The 19565-nt window shown below is 35.7% G+C and carries 21 protein-coding genes, 2 tRNA genes and 1 rRNA gene; 23 read left to right on the top strand and 1 reads right to left on the bottom strand.

What is annotated here, in order from left to right:
- Positions 1–5: 5 nt before the first annotated feature.
- The 20 genes from ACZZ95_RS20695 (at position 6) to ACZZ95_RS20600 (ending at position 16388) form a co-directional block, all read left to right on the top strand.
- Entirely contained in the window at positions 6–764 is a 759-nt protein-coding gene (locus ACZZ95_RS20695; RefSeq protein ID WP_463470469.1) for a glycosyl hydrolase 115 family protein, read from the top strand.
- On the top strand, positions 751–1068 hold the full coding sequence (locus ACZZ95_RS20690; protein WP_463470468.1) for a glycosyl hydrolase 115 family protein: 318 nt from the start codon (positions 751–753) through the stop codon (positions 1066–1068). Before ACZZ95_RS20695 ends, ACZZ95_RS20690 begins: the two co-directional genes overlap by 14 nt.
- Positions 1055–1942, top strand: coding sequence for a glycosyl hydrolase 115 family protein (locus tag ACZZ95_RS20685; RefSeq protein WP_463471725.1), 888 nt, complete (start codon positions 1055–1057; stop codon positions 1940–1942). The genes ACZZ95_RS20690 and ACZZ95_RS20685 overlap by 14 nt, the downstream gene beginning before the upstream one ends.
- Positions 1884–2537: a hypothetical protein gene (locus ACZZ95_RS20680; protein ID WP_463470467.1), complete on the top strand. Its 654-nt coding sequence runs from the start codon at positions 1884–1886 to the stop codon at positions 2535–2537. Before ACZZ95_RS20685 ends, ACZZ95_RS20680 begins: the two co-directional genes overlap by 59 nt.
- A gap of 220 nt (positions 2538–2757) precedes the next feature.
- On the top strand, positions 2758–4737 hold the full coding sequence (locus ACZZ95_RS20675) for a glycoside hydrolase family 127 protein (RefSeq protein WP_463470466.1): 1980 nt from the start codon (positions 2758–2760) through the stop codon (positions 4735–4737).
- On the top strand, positions 4700–5041 hold the full coding sequence (locus tag ACZZ95_RS20670; RefSeq protein WP_463470465.1) for a DUF6805 domain-containing protein: 342 nt from the start codon (positions 4700–4702) through the stop codon (positions 5039–5041). The genes ACZZ95_RS20675 and ACZZ95_RS20670 overlap by 38 nt, the downstream gene beginning before the upstream one ends.
- A 54-nt stretch (positions 5042–5095) precedes the next feature.
- Positions 5096–5299, top strand: coding sequence for a hypothetical protein (locus ACZZ95_RS20665; protein WP_463470464.1), 204 nt, complete (start codon positions 5096–5098; stop codon positions 5297–5299).
- Positions 5262–5618 carry a family 43 glycosylhydrolase gene (locus ACZZ95_RS20660; RefSeq protein ID WP_463470463.1) on the top strand — a complete coding sequence of 119 codons (357 nt, stop codon included), beginning with the start codon at positions 5262–5264 and terminating at the stop codon, positions 5616–5618. Before ACZZ95_RS20665 ends, ACZZ95_RS20660 begins: the two co-directional genes overlap by 38 nt.
- Before the next feature lie 86 nt (positions 5619–5704).
- Positions 5705–6358, top strand: a complete 654-nt coding sequence (locus ACZZ95_RS20655) for a beta-xylosidase family glycoside hydrolase (RefSeq protein ID WP_463470462.1) — start codon at positions 5705–5707, stop codon at positions 6356–6358.
- A gap of 22 nt (positions 6359–6380) precedes the next feature.
- A complete protein-coding gene (locus tag ACZZ95_RS20650; protein ID WP_463470461.1) occupies positions 6381–6632 on the top strand; it encodes a beta-xylosidase family glycoside hydrolase in 252 nt (83 codons plus the stop codon).
- Between the two features lie 277 nt (positions 6633–6909).
- Positions 6910–7185 (top strand): glycoside hydrolase family 97 N-terminal domain-containing protein, encoded by a 276-nt coding sequence (locus ACZZ95_RS20645; RefSeq protein WP_463470460.1) that lies wholly within the window; start codon positions 6910–6912, stop codon positions 7183–7185.
- Positions 7172–7873, top strand: a complete 702-nt coding sequence (locus ACZZ95_RS20640; protein WP_463470459.1) for a glycoside hydrolase family 97 N-terminal domain-containing protein — start codon at positions 7172–7174, stop codon at positions 7871–7873. The genes ACZZ95_RS20645 and ACZZ95_RS20640 overlap by 14 nt, the downstream gene beginning before the upstream one ends.
- An 8-nt stretch (positions 7874–7881) precedes the next feature.
- Complete coding sequence (locus ACZZ95_RS20635) at positions 7882–8247, top strand: glycoside hydrolase family 97 catalytic domain-containing protein (RefSeq protein ID WP_463470458.1); 366 nt, start codon at positions 7882–7884, stop codon at positions 8245–8247.
- A gap of 203 nt (positions 8248–8450) precedes the next feature.
- On the top strand, positions 8451–8744 hold the full coding sequence (locus ACZZ95_RS20630) for a glycoside hydrolase family 97 C-terminal domain-containing protein (protein WP_463470457.1): 294 nt from the start codon (positions 8451–8453) through the stop codon (positions 8742–8744).
- Between the two features lie 646 nt (positions 8745–9390).
- Entirely contained in the window at positions 9391–12399 is a 3009-nt protein-coding gene (locus ACZZ95_RS20625; protein ID WP_463470456.1) for a SusC/RagA family TonB-linked outer membrane protein, read from the top strand.
- A gap of 13 nt (positions 12400–12412) precedes the next feature.
- Positions 12413–13048, top strand: coding sequence for a RagB/SusD family nutrient uptake outer membrane protein (locus ACZZ95_RS20620; protein ID WP_463470455.1), 636 nt, complete (start codon positions 12413–12415; stop codon positions 13046–13048).
- Positions 13049–13066: 18 nt separating this feature from the next.
- Positions 13067–13909, top strand: a complete 843-nt coding sequence (locus tag ACZZ95_RS20615) for a RagB/SusD family nutrient uptake outer membrane protein (RefSeq protein WP_463470454.1) — start codon at positions 13067–13069, stop codon at positions 13907–13909.
- A 138-nt stretch (positions 13910–14047) separates the two neighbouring features.
- Positions 14048–14353, top strand: a complete 306-nt coding sequence (locus ACZZ95_RS20610) for a hypothetical protein (protein ID WP_463470453.1) — start codon at positions 14048–14050, stop codon at positions 14351–14353.
- A 74-nt stretch (positions 14354–14427) separates the two neighbouring features.
- Positions 14428–15012: a family 43 glycosylhydrolase gene (locus tag ACZZ95_RS20605; protein ID WP_463471724.1), complete on the top strand. Its 585-nt coding sequence runs from the start codon at positions 14428–14430 to the stop codon at positions 15010–15012.
- A gap of 80 nt (positions 15013–15092) precedes the next feature.
- Entirely contained in the window at positions 15093–16388 is a 1296-nt protein-coding gene (locus ACZZ95_RS20600) for a glycosyl hydrolase family 8 (protein WP_463470452.1), read from the top strand.
- A gap of 353 nt (positions 16389–16741) precedes the next feature.
- Here ACZZ95_RS20600 and ACZZ95_RS20595 read toward each other — a convergent pair whose 3' ends face one another.
- Positions 16742–17005, bottom strand: coding sequence for a hypothetical protein (locus ACZZ95_RS20595; protein WP_463470451.1), 264 nt, complete (start codon positions 17003–17005; stop codon positions 16742–16744).
- Between the two features lie 546 nt (positions 17006–17551).
- On the opposite strand from ACZZ95_RS20595, the gene ACZZ95_RS20590 reads away from it, so the two are divergent.
- The 3 genes from ACZZ95_RS20590 to ACZZ95_RS20580 all read left to right on the top strand — a co-directional run bounded on the left by ACZZ95_RS20590 (position 17552) and on the right by ACZZ95_RS20580 (position 19449).
- Positions 17552–19067 (top strand): 16S ribosomal RNA (locus ACZZ95_RS20590).
- A gap of 127 nt (positions 19068–19194) precedes the next feature.
- Positions 19195–19268: transfer RNA gene (locus tag ACZZ95_RS20585), tRNA-Ile, on the top strand.
- A gap of 107 nt (positions 19269–19375) precedes the next feature.
- Positions 19376–19449: transfer RNA gene (locus ACZZ95_RS20580), tRNA-Ala, on the top strand.
- Positions 19450–19565 lie beyond the last annotated feature (116 nt).

Here is a 19565-nt window from a genome sequence, read left to right as displayed (position 1 = left end):
GCCAAATGAAAAATTATTCTAAATTTATAATTACCATAATTATTATTTTACTGAGTACTATCTCAAAGGCTTCCCAGCCCTTTATAACAGAAGACAGAAGCAACAGCGTTATGGTGCTGAAAGAAAAGGCAGTGTCACTTTCTTTTTTTGTAAACTCAGGTTTGGATTCAGGAATTTTACGTGCCGTGAATAATCTTCAATCTGATTTTGAAAAAGTTACGGGTCAGCGTCCTGTCGTTTTAAATCAAAATCCAAATAATTCATCACCGCTCATTATAATTGGAATGATAGGATCTAATTCCGTTATCGACGATTTAGTAAAACAGAAAAAAATAGAAGGAAAAGAACTCAAGGGTAAAAATGAAAAATTTATTATACAACATGTTAAAAATCCGTTTCAAGGTGTACAAGAAGCGCTCGTAATAGCAGGAAGCGATAAACGAGGAACTATTTATGGAATTTATGAATTATCCAGACAGATTGGTGTGTCGCCTTGGTACTACTGGGCAGATGTGCCAGTAAAGCATAAAAATAATATTTACTTCATTAAGGGAGTTTACACAGAAGGAGAACCAGCTGTAAAGTACAGAGGAATTTTTCTTAATGATGAAGCACCCGCTTTAAGCGGATGGGCAAAGGCTTCGTTTGGTGGTTTTAACAGTCGTTTTTATGAGAAAGTTTTTGAATTAATACTTAGACTTAAAGCCAATTACATCTGGCCGGCAATGTGGGGAAATGCATTTTATGACGATGATGCAGACTAGCGGGCCTCTGGCAAATGAAATGGGAATAGTTATAGGAACTTCTCATCATGAGCCGATGGCTTTGGCACAAACAGACTGGCGCCGCTACATTAAAAAAAATAATCTGCCCAATATTTGGGATTACTCCAAAAATAAGACGGTTTTAGACGAGTTCTGGAAAAGCGGAATTCAGAGAAGTAAAAATTGGGAAAAACTGGTAACTATCGGAATGCGAGGCGATGGAGATGAAGCAATGAGTGAAGGTACAAACATAAGTCTGCTGGAAAATATAGTAAAACAGCAACGCAAGCATTATAGAGAATGAAACTGGTAAAAGTGCAGACAAAACACCTCAGGTATGGGCTTTATATAAAGAGGTTCAGGATTATTATGATCAGGGAATGCGTGTTCCTGATGATGTAATTCTTTTGTTTTGCGATGATAATTGGGGGAATGTCCGCAAACTTCCAGATCTTTCCAAACCCTTGCATAAAGGCGGATACGGAATGTATTATCATTTTGATTATGTCGGCGGGCCAAGAAATTCAAAATGGATTAACATAAGTCCAATTCAAAGAGTTTGGGAACAGATGAATCTCAGTTACGAAAACGGGGTTGATAAAGTATGGATTGTAAATGTAGGTGACTTAAAGCCAATGGAATTTCCAATTAGTTTCTTCTTAGACATGGCTTGGAACCCTAAAAAATTTAACTCACAGAATCTTTTCCAATATACAGAAAGCTGGGCATCGGAACAGTTTGGGAACAAATTTTCTAAAGAAATTGCCAGATTATTAAATACATATCCAAAATTTAATCGTCGTGTCACACCAGAGATGTTGGACAGTAAAACATATTCTTTAGAAAATTATAATGAATTTGAAACCGTTGTTAATGACTATAAAAATTTAGCACTCGACGCATACAGAATTTATAACGAACTTCCCAATGAATATAAAGATGCTTATTTTCAGTTGGTTTTATATCCAATTGATGCCTGCTGTAACCTTTATGAAATGTATTTTGCACAAGCAAAAAATAGTAAACTGGCGGAAGAAAAAAATAGTCTTGCCAATTATTATGCAGATCAGGTCAAAGCTAAATTTGAAAGAGATTCTATTCTTCAAAATAAATACAATAATGAAATTGCAAGCAGGCAAATGGACTCATATGATGGATCAGATGCGAATAGGGTATAAAGCTTGGCACGATACTCCAAAAAATATCCTTCCAGATGTAAAGTATTTATCAGATAGTGAAATTGTTGTGCCAAAAGTATTTAAGGAAAAAGATGGTTATGCAATTATTGACGCAGAGCATTTTTCGAAAATGAATAATTCAAAAAATACACATTGGGAAATAATTCCAAATTTTGGAAAAACATTAAGCGGTATTACCACATTTCCGCAAAATAGTTATCTTGGTACAGAAGATAATGTCTTTGTAGAATATGAAATTAATTTTGCTTTTACGGGAGAATTTACTGTAGAACTTTTGCTGGCTCCAACACTTAATTTTAACAGTAATAAAGGACTTCGATATGAAATATCTTTTGACGGAGAAAAACCGCGACTTGTAAATTTTAATGGACATTATAAGGGAGAATTAGGAAAGTGGCAGGCCGAACATATAATTCATTCGGCAACAAAACATAAGATTCTGAAATCAGGAAAACATACACTTCGATTCAGAGTTTTAGATCCTGGAATCGTACTTCAAAAGATATTGATCGATACAGGCGGGTTAAAACCTTCTTATTTAGGAGCTCCAGAAAGTGAAAGAATTACCCAATAAATCTGCAGAATCATACTTTAGGTATTACTTTTTTCTAGAAGAAAGAATATTGAAAATGAATAAAAAAACGAAAAAACAGGTATTAAATCTGTCGCTTTTCTTTGGAATTTTAATATTCACTCAAAAGAAATTGGATTTAAAGCTTTGGGAAAACGCATCATCAATAGGAAATTGGACATATACTTTTTATATTAAATAATTTCAAAACTAAAATCTTACAATGAAAACTAAAATTTTGTTTTATCTATTCGCCTTATTGATGTGGGTCGAAGTGTCGGCTCAAATGCAGTTGTTCAGTTTAAACGAAGTAAGATTAAAAGACAGCCCATTCAAAAATGCTCAAGATGTAGATCTTAAGTATATTTTGGCTTTAGATCCAGGTAGACTTTTAGCGCCCTATTTATTAGAATCTGGTCTTCCAACAAAATCTGACCGTTATGGTAATTGGGAAAGTATAGGGCTTGACGGTCATATAGGTGGACATTATCTTTCAGCTTTATCTATGATGTATGAATCTACAGGAAATAAAGAGCTTAAAGACAGATTAGATTATATGCTGTTAGAATTGGCACGCTGTCAGGATAAAAATGGTAATGGCTACGTAGGAGGGATTCCACAAGGTAAAGTTTTCTGGGATCGAATTCATAAAGGAGATATTGACGGAAGCAGTTTCGGATTAAACAATACTTGGGTGCCTATCTACAACATACATAAACTTTTTGCAGGTCTAACCGATGCTTATCAATATACTGGCAGTGAAAAAGCAAAAGAGATTTTAATAAAACTAGGAGATTGGTTTATCGAATTAATTCGTCCGCTTTCAGATGAGCAGATTCAGAAAGTTTTGGCAACAGAGCATGGAGGTATAAATGAATCTTTTGCCGATTTGTATCGTATTACTAAAGATAAAAAATACCTTCAAACTGCTGAAAAGTTATCACATCAGGCTTTCCTAAATCCGCTATTAAATAAAGAAGATAAACTAACAGGTTTACATGCCAATACACAAATACCTAAAGTCGTTGGTTTCGAGAAAATTGCTGTTCTTACTGATAATAAAGAATGGTCAGATGCTGTACAGTATTTTTGGCAGAATGTAACTCAAAAGCGAACTGTTGCATTTGGAGGAAACAGCGTTGCAGAACATTTTAATCCCGTAGACGATTTCAGCGGAATGGTAAAGTCAAATGAGGGACCTGAAACCTGTAATTCGTATAATATGGAGCGTCTTGCAAAAGCTTTGTTTCTAGATAAAAATGATGTGCATTATCTGGATTTTTACGAACGTACACTTTACAATCATATTCTTTCCAGCCAGCATCCAGAAAAAGGAGGGTTTGTTTATTTCACGCCTATCCGCCCAAATCATTACCGTGTTTACTCTCAGCCCCAAACAAGCATGTGGTGTTGTGTAGGAACCGGACTTGAAAATCATACCAAGTATGGAGAATTAATTTACAGTCATTCTCAAAATGATCTCTTCGTAAATCTCTTTATTCCTTCGGTTTTAAAATGGGAAGAAAAAGGAATAGAGCTGGAACAAACCACAAAATTTCCATATGAGAATCATACAGAATTAGTCCTAAAACTAAAAAAAACAAAAACCTTTGCATTGAATATCCGTTGTCCAAAATGGGCAGAAAATTTTGAAATACTAATTAATGGAGAAAAACAGCTGATAGTCGCTAAACCATCACAATACGTCGCGATTTCAAGAAAGTGGAAATCGGGAGATAAGGTAACAATCAGATTTAAAACAACCACACACTTAGAAAATCTGCCGGATGGTTCGAATTGGAGTGCTTTTGTAAACGGACCAATTGTATTGGTCGCCAAAACTTCAACAGAGGGATTAGATGGTCTATTTGCAGATGACAGCCGCATGGGTCACGTCGCAAAAGGAAAATATATGCCGCTTGATAAAGCTTATGCACTGGTTGGAGAAAAAGCAGATTATACTTCAAAACTTAAAGATTTAGGAAACTTAAGATTCCGATTAGATTCTTTAGAATTACAACCTTTTTTTGAAATACACGATGCCCGTTATCAAATGTATTTTCAAACTTACTCGAAAGAAAATTATAAGGAAAAGCAGGAATTACAACAAAAACAGGAGGCCGAAGCTCTGGCATTAGAAGCCAATACAATAGATAAAATAAATTGTGGAGAGCAAGCGACCAGAAGTAGATCATTTGTATAAAGGTGAAAAAAGTAATTCAGGTTATGAAGACGGAAAGTTCTGGAGGAATACCAACTCCTATATTTCTTATCAAATGCTGAACAAAAATAGTCTTGGACAATTTTTACATATCAGCGTTTTGGATGAATTCAAAAACGATAACATAACTATTTTGATTAATGAAAAACCAGCTGTAATAGCTTCTAGAGATAAAAAAAATATCAAAATAAAAATAGACAGCAAGGAAGTACTGAACATTAAAATTTTAGCAAAAGACGGAAAGATAAGTCCAAAATTCTATCAGCTTAGAATTACAGCGAAATAGTGATAGATAACATTTCAGCTTCATATTTTAAGAAAAACCAAAAAGAAAAACGGGATGAAAGCGAGTAGAAATTTTATTTATGCTGTTCTGGCAATTGCATTAACTATTTTGACAATTCAGGCTCAAAAAGGAAAAGCTCAGAACCCTATTGTTTTTGCAGATGTTCCTGATTTATCTATAATTAGGGTTAAGGATGTCTATTATATGAGCAAGCACAACAATGCACATGAATCCTGGCGTGCCTATTATGAAATCTAAAGATTTAGTGAATTGGCATCTGGTAAATTATGCGTACCAAACTTTAGAAGATAATGATGACCGCCTAAATTTAGATCACGGTAAAAATGACTACGGCAGAGGTTCATGGGCGAGCAGTCTGCGTTTTCATAATGGTGTATATTATGTAAGCACTTTTTCTGGAACTACTGGTAAAACCTATATTTTTTCTACAACAGATATTGAAAAAGGGTCTTGGAAAAGAATTGTTTTAAACAATTCCTATCACGATCATTCCCTTTTCTTTGATGATAATGGAAAAGTTTACCTTGTCTGGGGCGTAGCAAACTTCAAATTATAGAGTTAAAAGAGGATTTATCAGAAGTTAAAGAAGAAACCAAAAGAGTTTTAATTGAAAATGCCAATGCACCTGCGAAAAGCAATATAATGTCGCCAGCAGAAGGATCACAGCTTTTTAAAATTAAAGGGAAATATTATTTGTTCAATATTTGCTGGCCAAAAAACGGCATGCGGACAGTAATTATACACAGAGCTGATTCGATCACAGGTTCTTGGGAAGGGAAAATTGGACTTCAGGATTTAGGCGTTGCACAGGGCGGACTTATTGATACTCCAGACGGCAGGTGGTTTTCGTACTTATTTAGAGATGCAGGAGGTGTAGGTCGTATTCCTTATCTGGTTCCCGTAAAATGGGAAAATGACTGGCCAATATTGGGAGATAATGGTAAAGTACCAGAAAATTTAAACCTTCCAGCTAATAAAAGTCTTATTCCCGGAATTGTCAATTCAGATGAATTTATGCGAAAAAATGGAGAAAGTGATCTGCCGCTGGTCTGGCAGTGGAATCATAATCCTGATAATTCGCATTGGTCTGTCAAAGAGCGAAAAGGTTATTTAAGATTAAAAACATCCAGAATTGATACCATTTTTACGCAGGTAAAAAACATTCTAACCCAGAGAACTTTTGGTCCTGTATGTTCAGGATCTACTATGCTGGAGCTTTCAAATATGAAAGAAGGAGATTTTGCAGGACTTTCGGCTGCTGCAAAAAGATTTTGGTCTTGTCGGAGTAAAAGTTGATAATGGCAGTAAAAGAATTATCATGGTAAATACAGAGAATGGTAATCCAAAAGAGATAGAAAGTGTTGTACTAAATCAGGATAAAATCTATTTTAAAGCCGAATGTAATTTTAAAAACCAAGCAGACCAAGGAAGATTTTATTACAGTTTAGACGGAAAAAAATGGACAAGTATAGGAAAACCTATAAAGTTACCGTATACAATTCCTCATTTTATGGGCTATCGATTTGGGTTGTTTAATTATGCTTGCGAAAGCAACAGGCGGTTATGTTGATTTTGATTATTTCCGTATTGATGATAAAATTTCAGAAACGAATTAATTCCATCTAAAGGTTTCGAGTACAATTTAAAAATATAAGAAATTTGAATTTAACGTTTTTCAAATAAAGAGCTTTAAGCATTTTAAAATCCTTAGTAAAAGATAAATCCACAAAAAATCATGAATCTTAAAATTTTTATATTCTTATGTTTAGTAAGTTTTTTTAAACTAAACGCCCAGTCAACAGTGAAAAGTCCAGATGGAAAACTTACAGTATCAGTCTCTGTAAATAATGGAATGCTCGCTGTACAGTGTTACATATAATGAAAAAACGTTTATCGAGAAATCTCCTCTTGGCTTAAAAACCAGCGCTGGTGATTTTAGTTCTGGATTAACTTTAGAAACAAATGTTACTCAGAGTAAAATTGACGATGTTTATCAGCCGCAAAATATCAAACAAAGCAGTGTCCATTATAAGGCTAATGAAGCTGTTTTTTCATTCACAAAAGAAGGAAAATCTGCTATTGATGTGATTTTTAGAGTGAGTAATAATAATGCGAGCATTTAAATACAAATTATATCCACAAAAAGAAACACTTTCCTGCGTTGTTCAAGAAGAGGTTTCAGGTTTTTTACTGCCAAAAGGAACCACTTCATTTCTTTGTCCGCAAAGTAATCCAATGACCGGATTTGCCAGAACAGCTCCCAGTTATGAAACCTCATACACGCTGGATGATGTTCTTGGAAAAAATGGCTTAGGAAATGGTTATACATTTCCATGTCTGTTTAAAGTAAACGATAATGGATGGGTTTTAATTTCAGAAACCGGTGTAGACAGCGGTTATTGTGCCAGCAGGTTAATAGGCCATGAGAAAGGCTTATATACCATTGGATTTCCGATGAACGGAGAAAATAACGGAAATGGGACAAGTGAACCAGGGATGTCGCTTACGGGAGAAACGCCATGGCGTACTATTACAATTGGAGAAACACTTGCGCCAATTGTGGAGACTACCATTCCATTCGATTTAGTTAAACCTAAATATGAAGCCTCAAAAGAATATCAATATACAAAAGGCACTTGGAGCTGGATTATGAAAATGGATAACAACACCATTTTTTCAGTACAAAAGGAATATATTGATTTTAGTGCTTCGATGGGATATAAAACCATTTTGATTGATGCACTTTGGGACACACAGATTGGCCGTGAAAAGATAAATGAATTAGCAGTTTACGGTGAAAAAAAGGGGTAGGGCTCTATTTGTGGTACAACTCTAATGGATATTGGAATGATGCTCCACAGGGACCAAAAGGATTAATGGATAATACAGCAGTCCGACGCAGAGAAATGGCATGGATGAAAAGCATTGGGATAAAAGGAATTAAGGTTGATTTTTTTGGCGGTGATAAACAGATCACCATGAAATTATACGAAGATATTTTAACAGACGCCAATGATTTTGGAATACTGGTTATTTTTCATGGTTGTACTTTACCACGCGGATGGGAACGTATGTATCCAAATTTTGCTTCTAGTGAAGCTGTTTTGGCCAGCGAAAATTTACATTTTGGACAGCAAAGCTGTGATAACGAAGCGGTAAGTGCGAGCAACACATACTTTTATTAGAAATACAGTAGGAAGTATGGATTTTGGAGGAAGCGCTTTAAATAAATTCTATAATAGTGATAACATTGCGAACAAAGGTTCCAAAAGAATGACCTCTGATGTATTTGCTTTAGCAGACTTCGGTTCTTTTTCAAAGCGGTGTACAGCATTTTGCCTTAGCACCAAATAATCTTTACGATGCCCCAGACTGGGCTGTAAAATTCATGAAAGAAGTACCAGTAGTTTGGGATGAGGTTCGCTTTTTAGACGGATATCCAGGCAGGTATGCAATACTAGCTCGAAGAAAAGGAACAAAGTGGTATATAGCTGGAATAAATGCTGAGAATAAAATATTGAAGACAAAATTAAAATTAGAAATGTTTACTTCTGGGACGACAGTCAATTATTATACCGATGATGATCAGTTAAACGGTAAAGTAAGTGCTTTGAAAATAAATAAAAACAAGGAAATTGAAATAAAAATACCTCATAATGGAGGGATGTTACTAACGAATTAAATTGATTTTTTATAGCGTATAAAAAGAGAATTGAAGTATTTCATTTAGATAAAAAAGCCAGCTTTAAATTTTAAAGCTGGCTTTTTTGTATAAATGCAGGAAACATTTAAATTCTAGTACTTTCTATAAAATTGAATAGTAATATTCTTTCTTTTAAATTTTTGAAATATTTGATCTTCATTTTTTTATATTTTTAGCAACCGATTGTTGTTTTTTATTTTATAATCTAGAAAGACGTAAGATAAATTACAACAAAACAGTGATTTAACTTTTTTTAACAAGTTTTTACATCATTTATATATTAATTCCATCCGTTTAAGATGATTTTTATTATTGTATTTTTTTTATAAAATCTATCAATTGACTACTGAATTATTATTTTTCATTTTAAATTAATTTTTAAAATAAATTATTCTTATTTTTTTGCTTATAAAAATATTTTAAATGTTTTTATAAGCTTATTTTTTTATTTATAATTTAAAAATAATATAATGCAACCGATTGTTTTTATTATTGTTTTTTTATATTTGTTAGCGATATCACTTCCATATTTTTCAATTTATGATTGAATAAAAAACTATAAACCCTTAGTAGAATTAGAAGAATTAAACCATTAACTATTTAAACCAAACTAAAACAAACTAAAATGAAGTTAAAACTTAAAATTGCACTAATTGGGTCGCTTATAGCAGGCAGTCAAAGCATATTGGCACAATCAAAGACCATTCATGGCGTGATTAGCGACCCCTCAGGATTTCCATTGCCGGGTGCCAGTATTAATGTAGAAGGTACGCAGAATAGCGCATCAACAGATTTTGACGGTAAGTACTCCTTAAGTGGAGTTAGTCCTACCGATAAAATAACGTATTCCTTTGTTGGATTAATTTCACAAACTATTACAGTAGGCGAAAGAAATTCAATTAATGTTACTCTAATTCAATCCACACAAAATTTAAATGAAGTCGTAGTTGCCTATGGTACTCAAAAAAGAACAAAAATTACAGGAGCAGTGTCAACTGTGAGTTCTAAAGATATTGTCGCCGTACCGCTTACAAATGCTGAATCAGCTTTACAAGGACGCGCCGCAGGGGTAACCGTTGTAAATGGTGCGCCGGGTTCCAATCCTACGGTTAATATTCGTGGTCTGGCAACTATGGGAAACAGTGCTCCCTTGTATGTAATTGATGGGGTTTTAACTGGCAACCTTTCTGGGCTGAGTCCCAATGATATCGAGAGTATATCTGTTTTGAAAGATGCCTCTACTACAGCCTTATACGGTTCTAAAGCCTTTAACGGTGTTATTGTCGTTACCACTAAAAAAGGAAAAAAAGGTCCAGGACAACTTACCTTTAGTACTTATGTTGGGGGACAAGAAGTAACAAAAAGATTTAATGTTTTAAATACCCAGCAATATCTTCAATATGCTAAAGATCTGGGAAGTGATTTAACGGCAAGAGCGACTGAATTTGGGAACATAAACACCAATTGGCAGGATCAGATTTTTCAAACCGGAATTATGCAGGATTACAATTTGAGTTTTTCAAATGGTACAGAGAATTCTACAAGCCGTTACTCTGCAGAATATTTAAAACAAGAAGGAGCTATTGTTAATACAGGTTTTGAACGTTATTCTTTTAGAGCAAATAATACACAGGACATTGGTAAATTAAAAGTAGGAAGCAACATTGGAGTGTCATTCAGTACTATTAATCCAGAACGTACTTCTGGAGGAAGAACATTATTAGAGCACGCTATAAAAATGGCGCCCTATTTCCCAATTTATAATGAAAATAATTTAGGCGGTTATCAAGGCCCTAGCGCTATTGATGGAAATGATGCAGAAAATCCTGTTCGTGTGGCTAATTTGGGATATCAGAAAATTAATAACTTATCTGTAATTGGAAATATCTTCGCCGAATTAGAAATTTATAAGGGATTGAAATTCAGATCACAAGTTTCTTTAGATTACTACACAAGCAAAGATCATACTTTTGTTCCGAGTTTTCAGGACGGTTCTTATCACAAGCAGGCATTTTCTGCAACAAATGAAACAAATTCTCAAGGACAGACTATCGTTTTTGATAATAGTTTAACATATAAAACTACTATTGCAAACAAACACAATCTGGAAGTTTTAGGAGTTATTACTAAAATTGATGGAAAATCACAAAATCTCGCGACCGGAAGCCGTTATTATATTTCAGACGAAATAGATCAGCCGCGTTATAACGAAGGAAGTCTAGGATCTGCCAATTTTGAAGAAAAAAACATCGGATATATTGCCCGTATTAACTACGATTATGAAGATAAATATATTCTAGCTGTATCAGGAAGAAGAGATGCTTCTTCTCGTTTTGGGGCTAATAATCGCTGGGGGAATTTTTATTCTGTTGCCGCAGGCTGGAATATAGCTAAGGAAAGTTTTATGCATAATTCTGTTTTCAGCACATTAAAACTGAGAGCTAGTACTGGAACAACAGGAAACGATAGAATAGACAATTACCAATACAGCGCTACTTTACTGGCAAATTATAATTATCCAATTGGAGGACAAAATGCACCAGGGGTTTCTTTGGGAGTTGCGACTAATCCAAACTTAAAATGGGAGTCAAAACTAGACAGAAATATAGGTGTAGATTTTGGTTTTTTTGATGAAAAACTAACGGGTTCATTTGAATATTTCAACAATAAAAGCAGTGACATTCTTTTTGCAGTTCCACTAGCGGCTTCTGTTGGGTCTGCTGGCGGTGGAACTCAAATTCAAAATATTGCAGATGTAAAAGTAAGCGGTTATGAAATCTCACTTGGTTTCAACGACAGAAAAGGAGACTTTACGTGGTCGGCTGTAGCGAATTTGGGAACAAGTAAAAATGAAGTGGTGAGTTTAGCGCCGGGAGTAACAAGTGTATTAGGAGGTCCTTCTGCCAGAGCAGGTTTAGAGAATTTCTCCAGATTAGAGGTAGGTCAGCCATTATTTTACTTTTACGGATATCAGACTAATGGAATTTACCAAAATCAAGCAGAAGTAGACGCTGTTTTTGGACCAGGTCAAACTACTATAAAACCTGGTGATATTAAAATTGTGGACCGTGATGGTAATAGAGTGATCAATTCAGATGATAAAACAAACATCGGAAATCCCTATCCTGATTTTACTTACGGTTTAAACCTTAATGCCGCATATAAAAATTTCGATTTCAATTGCTTCATATCAGGAGTTCATGGAAACGATATTTATAATGCGAATACTTTTGATCTAAAAGGAATGAACCGCTTATTTAATGCCAGCACCGATGTTTTAGACAGAGCAATTGTTGTAGATGGTGTTGTTACAAATCCTTCAGCAACATTACCAAGAGCTCAGGGAGCAGATATCAACTGGTCTTCGGCAAATCAGCGTTACATTGAAGATGGTTCTTATACAAGATTAAAAAATATTGCCTTAGGATATACATTATCAGGAGACTCATTTAAAAGTTATTTTTCAAAAGCAAGATTCTATGTAAGCGGGCAGAACCTTATTACCATTACAAATTACTCAGGTTTAGATCCTGAAATAGCACGTGCCGACGCAAATGCAAATTCTGCTGGTATTGATTTAGGAAGATATCCACAGCCAAAATCGGTAATTTTTGGAATTGATGTTACATTTTAATATTTAAAAAAAGATGATGAAAAAAATTAAATATATACTTATAGTACTGTCTGGAGTTTTAACTATAACTTCATGTGAAACCAGCGAATTAGAATTAACTAATCCTAATACTTTATCGCCTGATACTTTCTTTAAAACCGAAGCACAGGTGCAGTCTGCCGTAAATGCTTCATATGCAAATCTTCAGACAAGAGGACTTTATGGCAGAAATCTTTTCTTCGCCATGGATCTTATGGGACATGATGCTCTAGGAAACCCGCAATTAGAAGGAAACAAGAAACCTTTCCAAGATTTTTCTTTTAACGGAGGAAATGATATTATTCAATATTATTGGGAAGCTTGTTATATAGGAATATCGAGAGCTAATTTTGTACTCGATAATGAGCAGAAAATCAATGCTCTTCCAATTTCTGTTTTATCTCAGGAAAAAAAGAACAAATATTTAGGAGAAGCTCATTTTTTAAGAGCATACTATTATTTTCTATTAGTAAGACGTTTTGGTGATTTACCAATTTATAAATCAGGTACTATTATAGGAAACGCAAGAAGCCCTAAAGCAGAGGTATATGCTTTGATTGAAGAAGATCTTGTATTTGCGTCACAAAATCTGCTCGCCAAAAGCATCAGAAGTATCAGGAAGAGCAAATAAAGAAGTACTTATGCACATTTGGGTAAGGTATTGTTATATCAAAAGAAATATAATGAAGCTTTAGCGACGCTTAATAATGTGACAAGTTACAGCCTAGAAGACAAAGGTAATTTCTACAACAACTTTATGGAAGAAACGGAACATGGGAAAGAATCAATTTTTGAGATAGAATTTGACGAAAAAAATGGAACTGGAGATCAATGGGGAGCTGTTGGTGACAGCGGTGGAACGGGCTTTGAGGAGTCTACGCTTAGAGGACAGGAATATGGAAATCTCAGCTGGTACAATGTATATCCATCAGATGACCTTTTAGATTCATATGAAGCAGGTGATAACCGTTTTGGAGATACTTTTTATGTGCCAGGATCATCTTATTTAAAAGGAACGAAGGTAATGGTAGCAAGTAATTTTACTACCTCTGCAGGTATTAGAATAGCGGGCTGGAAAAAATATCAAAACTATTACACAAGAGAAGATGAAGCAACACGATCAAGCATTAATTTTAAAGTTATGCGTTATGCAGATGTATTGCTTATGAAAGCAGAATGTGAAAACCAAAGAGACGGAGGTTCCCAGACAGCGACGATAGCTTATATCAAAGAAGTTCGTGACAGAGCAAACTTAACAACTACTATCGCATCGGCAAAAGAAGCTGTTTTTGCCGCTATTGTTCACGAACGTCAAGTAGAATTTGCAGGAGAACAATCACGTTTTGATGATATTATAAGATGGGGTATAGCAAGTACTGTTTTGCAGGGAACAGGTTTTACTGCAGGGAAAAGCGAATTATGGCCAATACCAAACAGGGAAACATCTTCTAATCCTAAAATAAAACCAAGTGATAACAATCCTGGTTATTAAGATAATTTAAATTTTGGTTAGTTTAAGTTAAGTTAGTTTTTTTTGATAAACAGCGCATTTAACTGCGCTGTTTATTGTTTACACCAAGACGGTTGAAAATCAAATTACATTTTCGAATTATTTTAATTAAATCAAAAAATGAAAAATTCAAGTAAAATTTTGTTTGTGTTCTTTTGTTATTTATTTACGCTAAATACAGAAGCGCAAAATCCTATTATCAAAGACATCTTTACTGCAGATCCCGCTCCTCTCGTTTATAAAGGAATCTTGTATTTATATACAGGACATGATGTAGCAACGCAGGAAGATACCAATTATAAAATGGCCGACTGGAATGTTTTTTCTACAACAAATATGAAAGACTGGAAAGACCACGGTGCAGCCGCTTTCACCCGGCACATTTTCTTGGGCAACAGGAGATGCTTATGCGGCGCAGTGTATTGAGAGAGATGGAAAGTTTTATTGGTTTGTTTCTACATTTCATAAAAAAGGCGAAGTAAGTCAAGGCGGAGCAGACAATAGGTGTAGCGGTTTCAGACAGCCCTACAGGTCCTTTTAAAGATGCAATTGGAAAAGCGCTTATAATAAATGAAATGACAACAGATATGAAATACGCTTGGGACGATATAGATCCAACTGTTTTTGTTGATGATGATGGACAAGCTTATATGTTTTGGGGTAACGGAAGCTGTAAATGGGTAAAGCTTAAAAAGAACATGATAGAGGTAGATGGGGCAATTACCACTTTTAAACCTAAAAATTATATTGAAGGACCTTGGGTGTATAAAAGAAAAGGACTTTACTACTTAGTATATGCGAGCGAAGGGACAAAGCCAGAAATGATAGAATACTGCACCGCAAAAAATGTAGCAGGACCTTGGGTCTATCAGGGAATTATTCAGGAAAATGTAGAGAATAGTTTTACCACACATCCCGGCATTATTGACTATAAAGGAAAATCATACTTTTTTTACCACAACGGGAGTTTGCCAACTGGAGGCAGTTACAGGCGATCAATTTGTGTTGACTATATGCATTATAATAAAGACGGTACTATTCAAAAAATAGTACAGACTACCGAAGGTGTAAGTAAGATAAAGTAAAAAAGCAGATTTAATTTTTCTAATTAAACGAAAGATACCAAAGTGCACATTTTTTTTAATTAACTAGTAAAATAATAAACATGGTTATAGCTAAAGATTTTACATATAAATACCTAATTAGAACTCGACTTCTGCTATTGATTTTTGTATTGATTATTCCGCTTTTGGTCATTAGTCAAAATAAAAAGAAAGCAGACAAATCAGAATTTAAAAGACCTCAATACCGTAATCTTTTTAAAGAAGCAGGTTACAGTCAAATTGATATCGACAAAAAATTAGCTAAAGCTTATTATGATATTTTTGAAGGTCCAGATAAAGTTTATTTTAAAGAAGGAGATTCGTTAGGATATGTTTCGGATGTTAAAAATAAAGATGCTCGTACCGAAGGAATGTCATACGGAATGATGATCGCCGTTCAACTCAATAAAAAAGATGTTTTTGATCGTCTCTGGAGATGGTCGGTTAAATATATGCAACATCAGGATGGTCCAAGAGAAGGTTATTTTGCCTGGAGTGTAAATCCGCTGACCAAAAAACAGAATTCTCCTGGTTCTGCTTCAGATGGAGAATTGTATTATATAACCAGCCTGCTTTTTGCTTCCAATAAATGGGGAAATAATACAGGAATTGATTATTACAAAGAAGCTAGAAAGATCTTAGATGCCATGTGGAAAAAAGATGGTACAGGGAATGTTCATAATATTATTAATACCGAACATAAGCAGATTTCTTTTGTGCCAGAGGGCAGTGGGTACAATTGGACAGATCCTTCTTATCATGTTCGTGCATTTTACGAAATATGGGCATTATATGCCAAAGACGGACATGAACAGTTTTATAAAGAATGCGCCGATGTTTCTCGTAATTTTTTACATAAAGCCTGTCATCCTGTAACAGGTTTAAATTCAGATTACACCGAGTTTAGCGATGAACCGCATCCAACTCCTTGGATGCCGCCAGCATTTCGATACGATTCCTGGCGCGTTCCTATGAATGTTGTGATGGATTATACTTGGTACGGACAAGATAAAAAATGGCAGGAAGAGTATGCGGCAAAATTTCAAAATTTCCTGCGATCAAAAGGGTTAGATACTTATGAAGATCAATTTAATCTAGATGGTTCTGCTCCTGATTTTATTCTCCAGGCTGGTCCTGTTAAAAAACTAAGACATTCCATTGGTTTAGTAGCAACAGCGGCTACAGTATCATTGGTAAACAAAGATAAAGCAAGTATAGATTTTGTTCACGCTGTTTGGAACGCCAGACTTGAACCTTACGAAGATGGTTATTTTGATCCTTATTATGACGGATTAATGTATCTCTTCAGTTTGATGCATCTAAGCGGAAATTACCAAATTATAACTCCAAAAGGTTAAAGTGGAAGCAGAGCTATTGCAGGTCTCTCGATGGGAGCCAATCAAACCTGATGAATCATATTTGGATCCTTTTTGGTACGAATCGCCAGAAACAGCTCGTAAATAACTTACAGGACGCAGATGTTTGTAACAGTTCAAATCTAAGCTGTTCAAATTTTTTAAAGAATATTTGGTTGTGACGTGCTGTTTATTTATTAAAGTGGATGAGAAGCAGGTTCAAACTGCCCATAAATATTGTTTTTCATTTAAACCATTTTTCCTTTTGCTCTTTTTACAGAAAACTAATAAAGTTAATGGAGATGCTCTTATGATTTCTTTTCGCGATGAAACATTATACCGTTCTTAAACTGGAGTTAATTATATAAGACCTTATCATTTATTTTAATAAGACCTTTTATTGTTATTGTAGTTATGTCAGCATCCGAATTTAAAAAGATAAGTCCTTCATCATTTAAAAATAGTAAAGCTTCTAATACTCTTGCTTGGTTTTGCTTTTCAGTCGATGTATTATGTGTTGATGTTCTCGAAATATTATAGATTGGATTAAGAAGACTAGTGAGTTCTTCTAAAGTGCAGGTCATGCCGTATTTTCCGGCGAGTATCTGTAGAATTTTCATAAGGAATGTGAGTGAGCTTTCCATGATTGCTACTTTAAGGATATGTATAAGTAGATTTACGAAAATTTACTCTTAATAGATTTGTTAAAACGTAAATTATATTCTATTCTATGTTTTTTGAATATTTGGTTTTAGAAATCTCGGATAATAGTGTAGATGTATTTATTAATTTGGTAAAACCAGTGTTTTTTTAAATGTTGTTTTGACTTGAAATACTAAAAAATAAGAAAATTCTTTAGTATTTATAAAAAATATCAATGTATAACTTTTGTATTATCAGAAAGTTAAGAAAAAGTTTTAAAAAAGATTGAAAAAAAAATCAATAAAAAGTATTGTAAATGTCAATAAACTGACTACTTTTGCACCCGCTTTGCAACACAAGGGAAACAAAAAAAGAAACACGTTCGTAGACATATTGAATTGACAGCCGTCTCGTCGCAGGATGAGACAAAAGAATAAGAGTAATAGAATCGAGAGATTCGATAGGAACCGATAGAGAAAACATCGCATAATAATTAGTCTTGATTTATTTAAGACACACAATATACGATGAAGAGTTTGATCCTGGCTCAGGATGAACGCTAGCGGCAGGCTTAACACATGCAAGTCGAGGGGTATATTTCTTCGGAGATAGAGACCGGCGCACGGGTGCGTAACGCGTATGCAATCTGCCTTTCACAGAGGGATAGCCCAGAGAAATTTGGATTAATACCTCATAGCATTATAGGATGGCATCATTTTATAATTAAAGTCACAACGGTGAAAGATGAGCATGCGTCCCATTAGCTTGTTGGTAAGGTAACGGCTTACCAAGGCAACGATGGGTAGGGGTCCTGAGAGGGAGATCCCCCACACTGGTACTGAGACACGGACCAGACTCCTACGGGAGGCGACAGTGAGGAATATTGGACAATGGGCGCAAGCCTGATCCAGCCATGCCGCGTGCAGGATGACGGTCCTATGGATTGTAAACTGCTTTTGTACGAGAAGAAACACTGATTCGTGAATCAGCTTGACGGTATCGTAAGAATAAGGATCGGCTAACTCCGTGCCAGCAATACGCGGTAATACGGAGGATCCAAGCGTTATCCGGAATCATTGGGTTTAAAGGGTCCGTAGGCGGTTTAGTAAGTCAGTGGTGAAAGCCCATCGCTCAACGGTGGAACGGCCATTGATACTGCTGAACTTGAATTATTAGGAAGTAACTAGAATATGTAGTGTAGCGGTGAAATGCTTAGAGATTACATGGAATACCAATTGCGAAGGCAGGTTACTACTAATTGATTGACGCTGATGGACGAAAGCGTGGGTAGCGAACAGGATTAGATACCCTGGTAGTCCACGCCGTAAACGATGGATACTAGCTGTTGGAAGCAATTTCAGTGGCTAAGCGAAAGTGATAAGTATCCCACCTGGGGAGTACGTTCGCAAGAATGAAACTCAAAGGAATTGACGGGGGCCCGCACAAGCGGTGGAGCATGTGGTTTAATTCGATGATACGCGAGGAACCTTACCAAGGCTTAAATGTAGATTGACCGGTTTGGAAACAGACTTTTCGCAAGACAATTTACAAGGTGCTTGCATGGTTGTCGTCAGCTCGTGCCGTGAGGTGTCAGGTTAAGTCCTATAACGAGCGCAACCCCTGTTGTTAGTTGCCAGCGAGTCAAGTCGGGAACTCTAACAAGACTGCCAGTGCAAACTGTGAGGAAGGTGGGGATGACGTCAAATCATCACGGCCCTTACGCCTTGGGCTACACACGTGCTACAATGGCCGGTACAGAGAGCGACCACTGGGCGACCAGGAGCGAATCTATAAAACCGGTCACAGTTCGGATCGGAGTCTGCAACTCGACTCCGTGAAGCTGGAATCGCTAGTAATCGGATATCAGCCATGATCCGGTGAATACGTTCCCGGGCCTTGTACACACCGCCCGTCAAGCCATGGAAGCTGGGGGTGCCTGAAGTCGGTGACCGCAAGGAGTCGCCTAGGGTAAAACTGGTAACTAGGGCTAAGTCGTAACAAGGTAGCCGTACCGGAAGGTGCGGCTGGAACACCTCCTTTCTAGAGCCCCATTTGTTAGCATTATTGCACGATGGGGAAAAAAAGATGTCTATCTAAAGGAACTGAATCACAAGATTCAATTACTCTTGCTGTTAATTTAAAAAAAAATGAAAATTAAGTAAAACAGAGTCTCGTAGCTCAGCTGGTTAGAGTACTACACTGATAATGTAGGGGTCGGCAGTTCGAGTCTGCCCGGGACTACTATTTAACTTAAAAAAGGAAATTCTGGAAGTTGGGATTCGCCAAAAGAAATTAGAGAAGAATTAAGAAATCTAAAATCTGAATTCTACAATCTAAGATTGAAAAATGGGGGATTAGCTCAGCTGGCTAGAGCGCCTGCCTTGCACGCAGGAGGTCAACGGTTCGACTCCGTTATTCTCCACTATTCAAGTGAATAGTAAAGAGTAAAAGTAATTAGTCAAAAGCTGATCACTAATTACTAAGGACTAATCACTAGAAAAAAGTTCATTGACATATTGAGATAAGAAAATAATAAAA

It is taken from the genome of Flavobacterium sp. AC267, assembly GCF_979258715.1.
The sequence above is the reverse complement of the archived record's forward strand: the minus strand, read 5'-3'. Positions and strand labels throughout refer to the sequence as shown.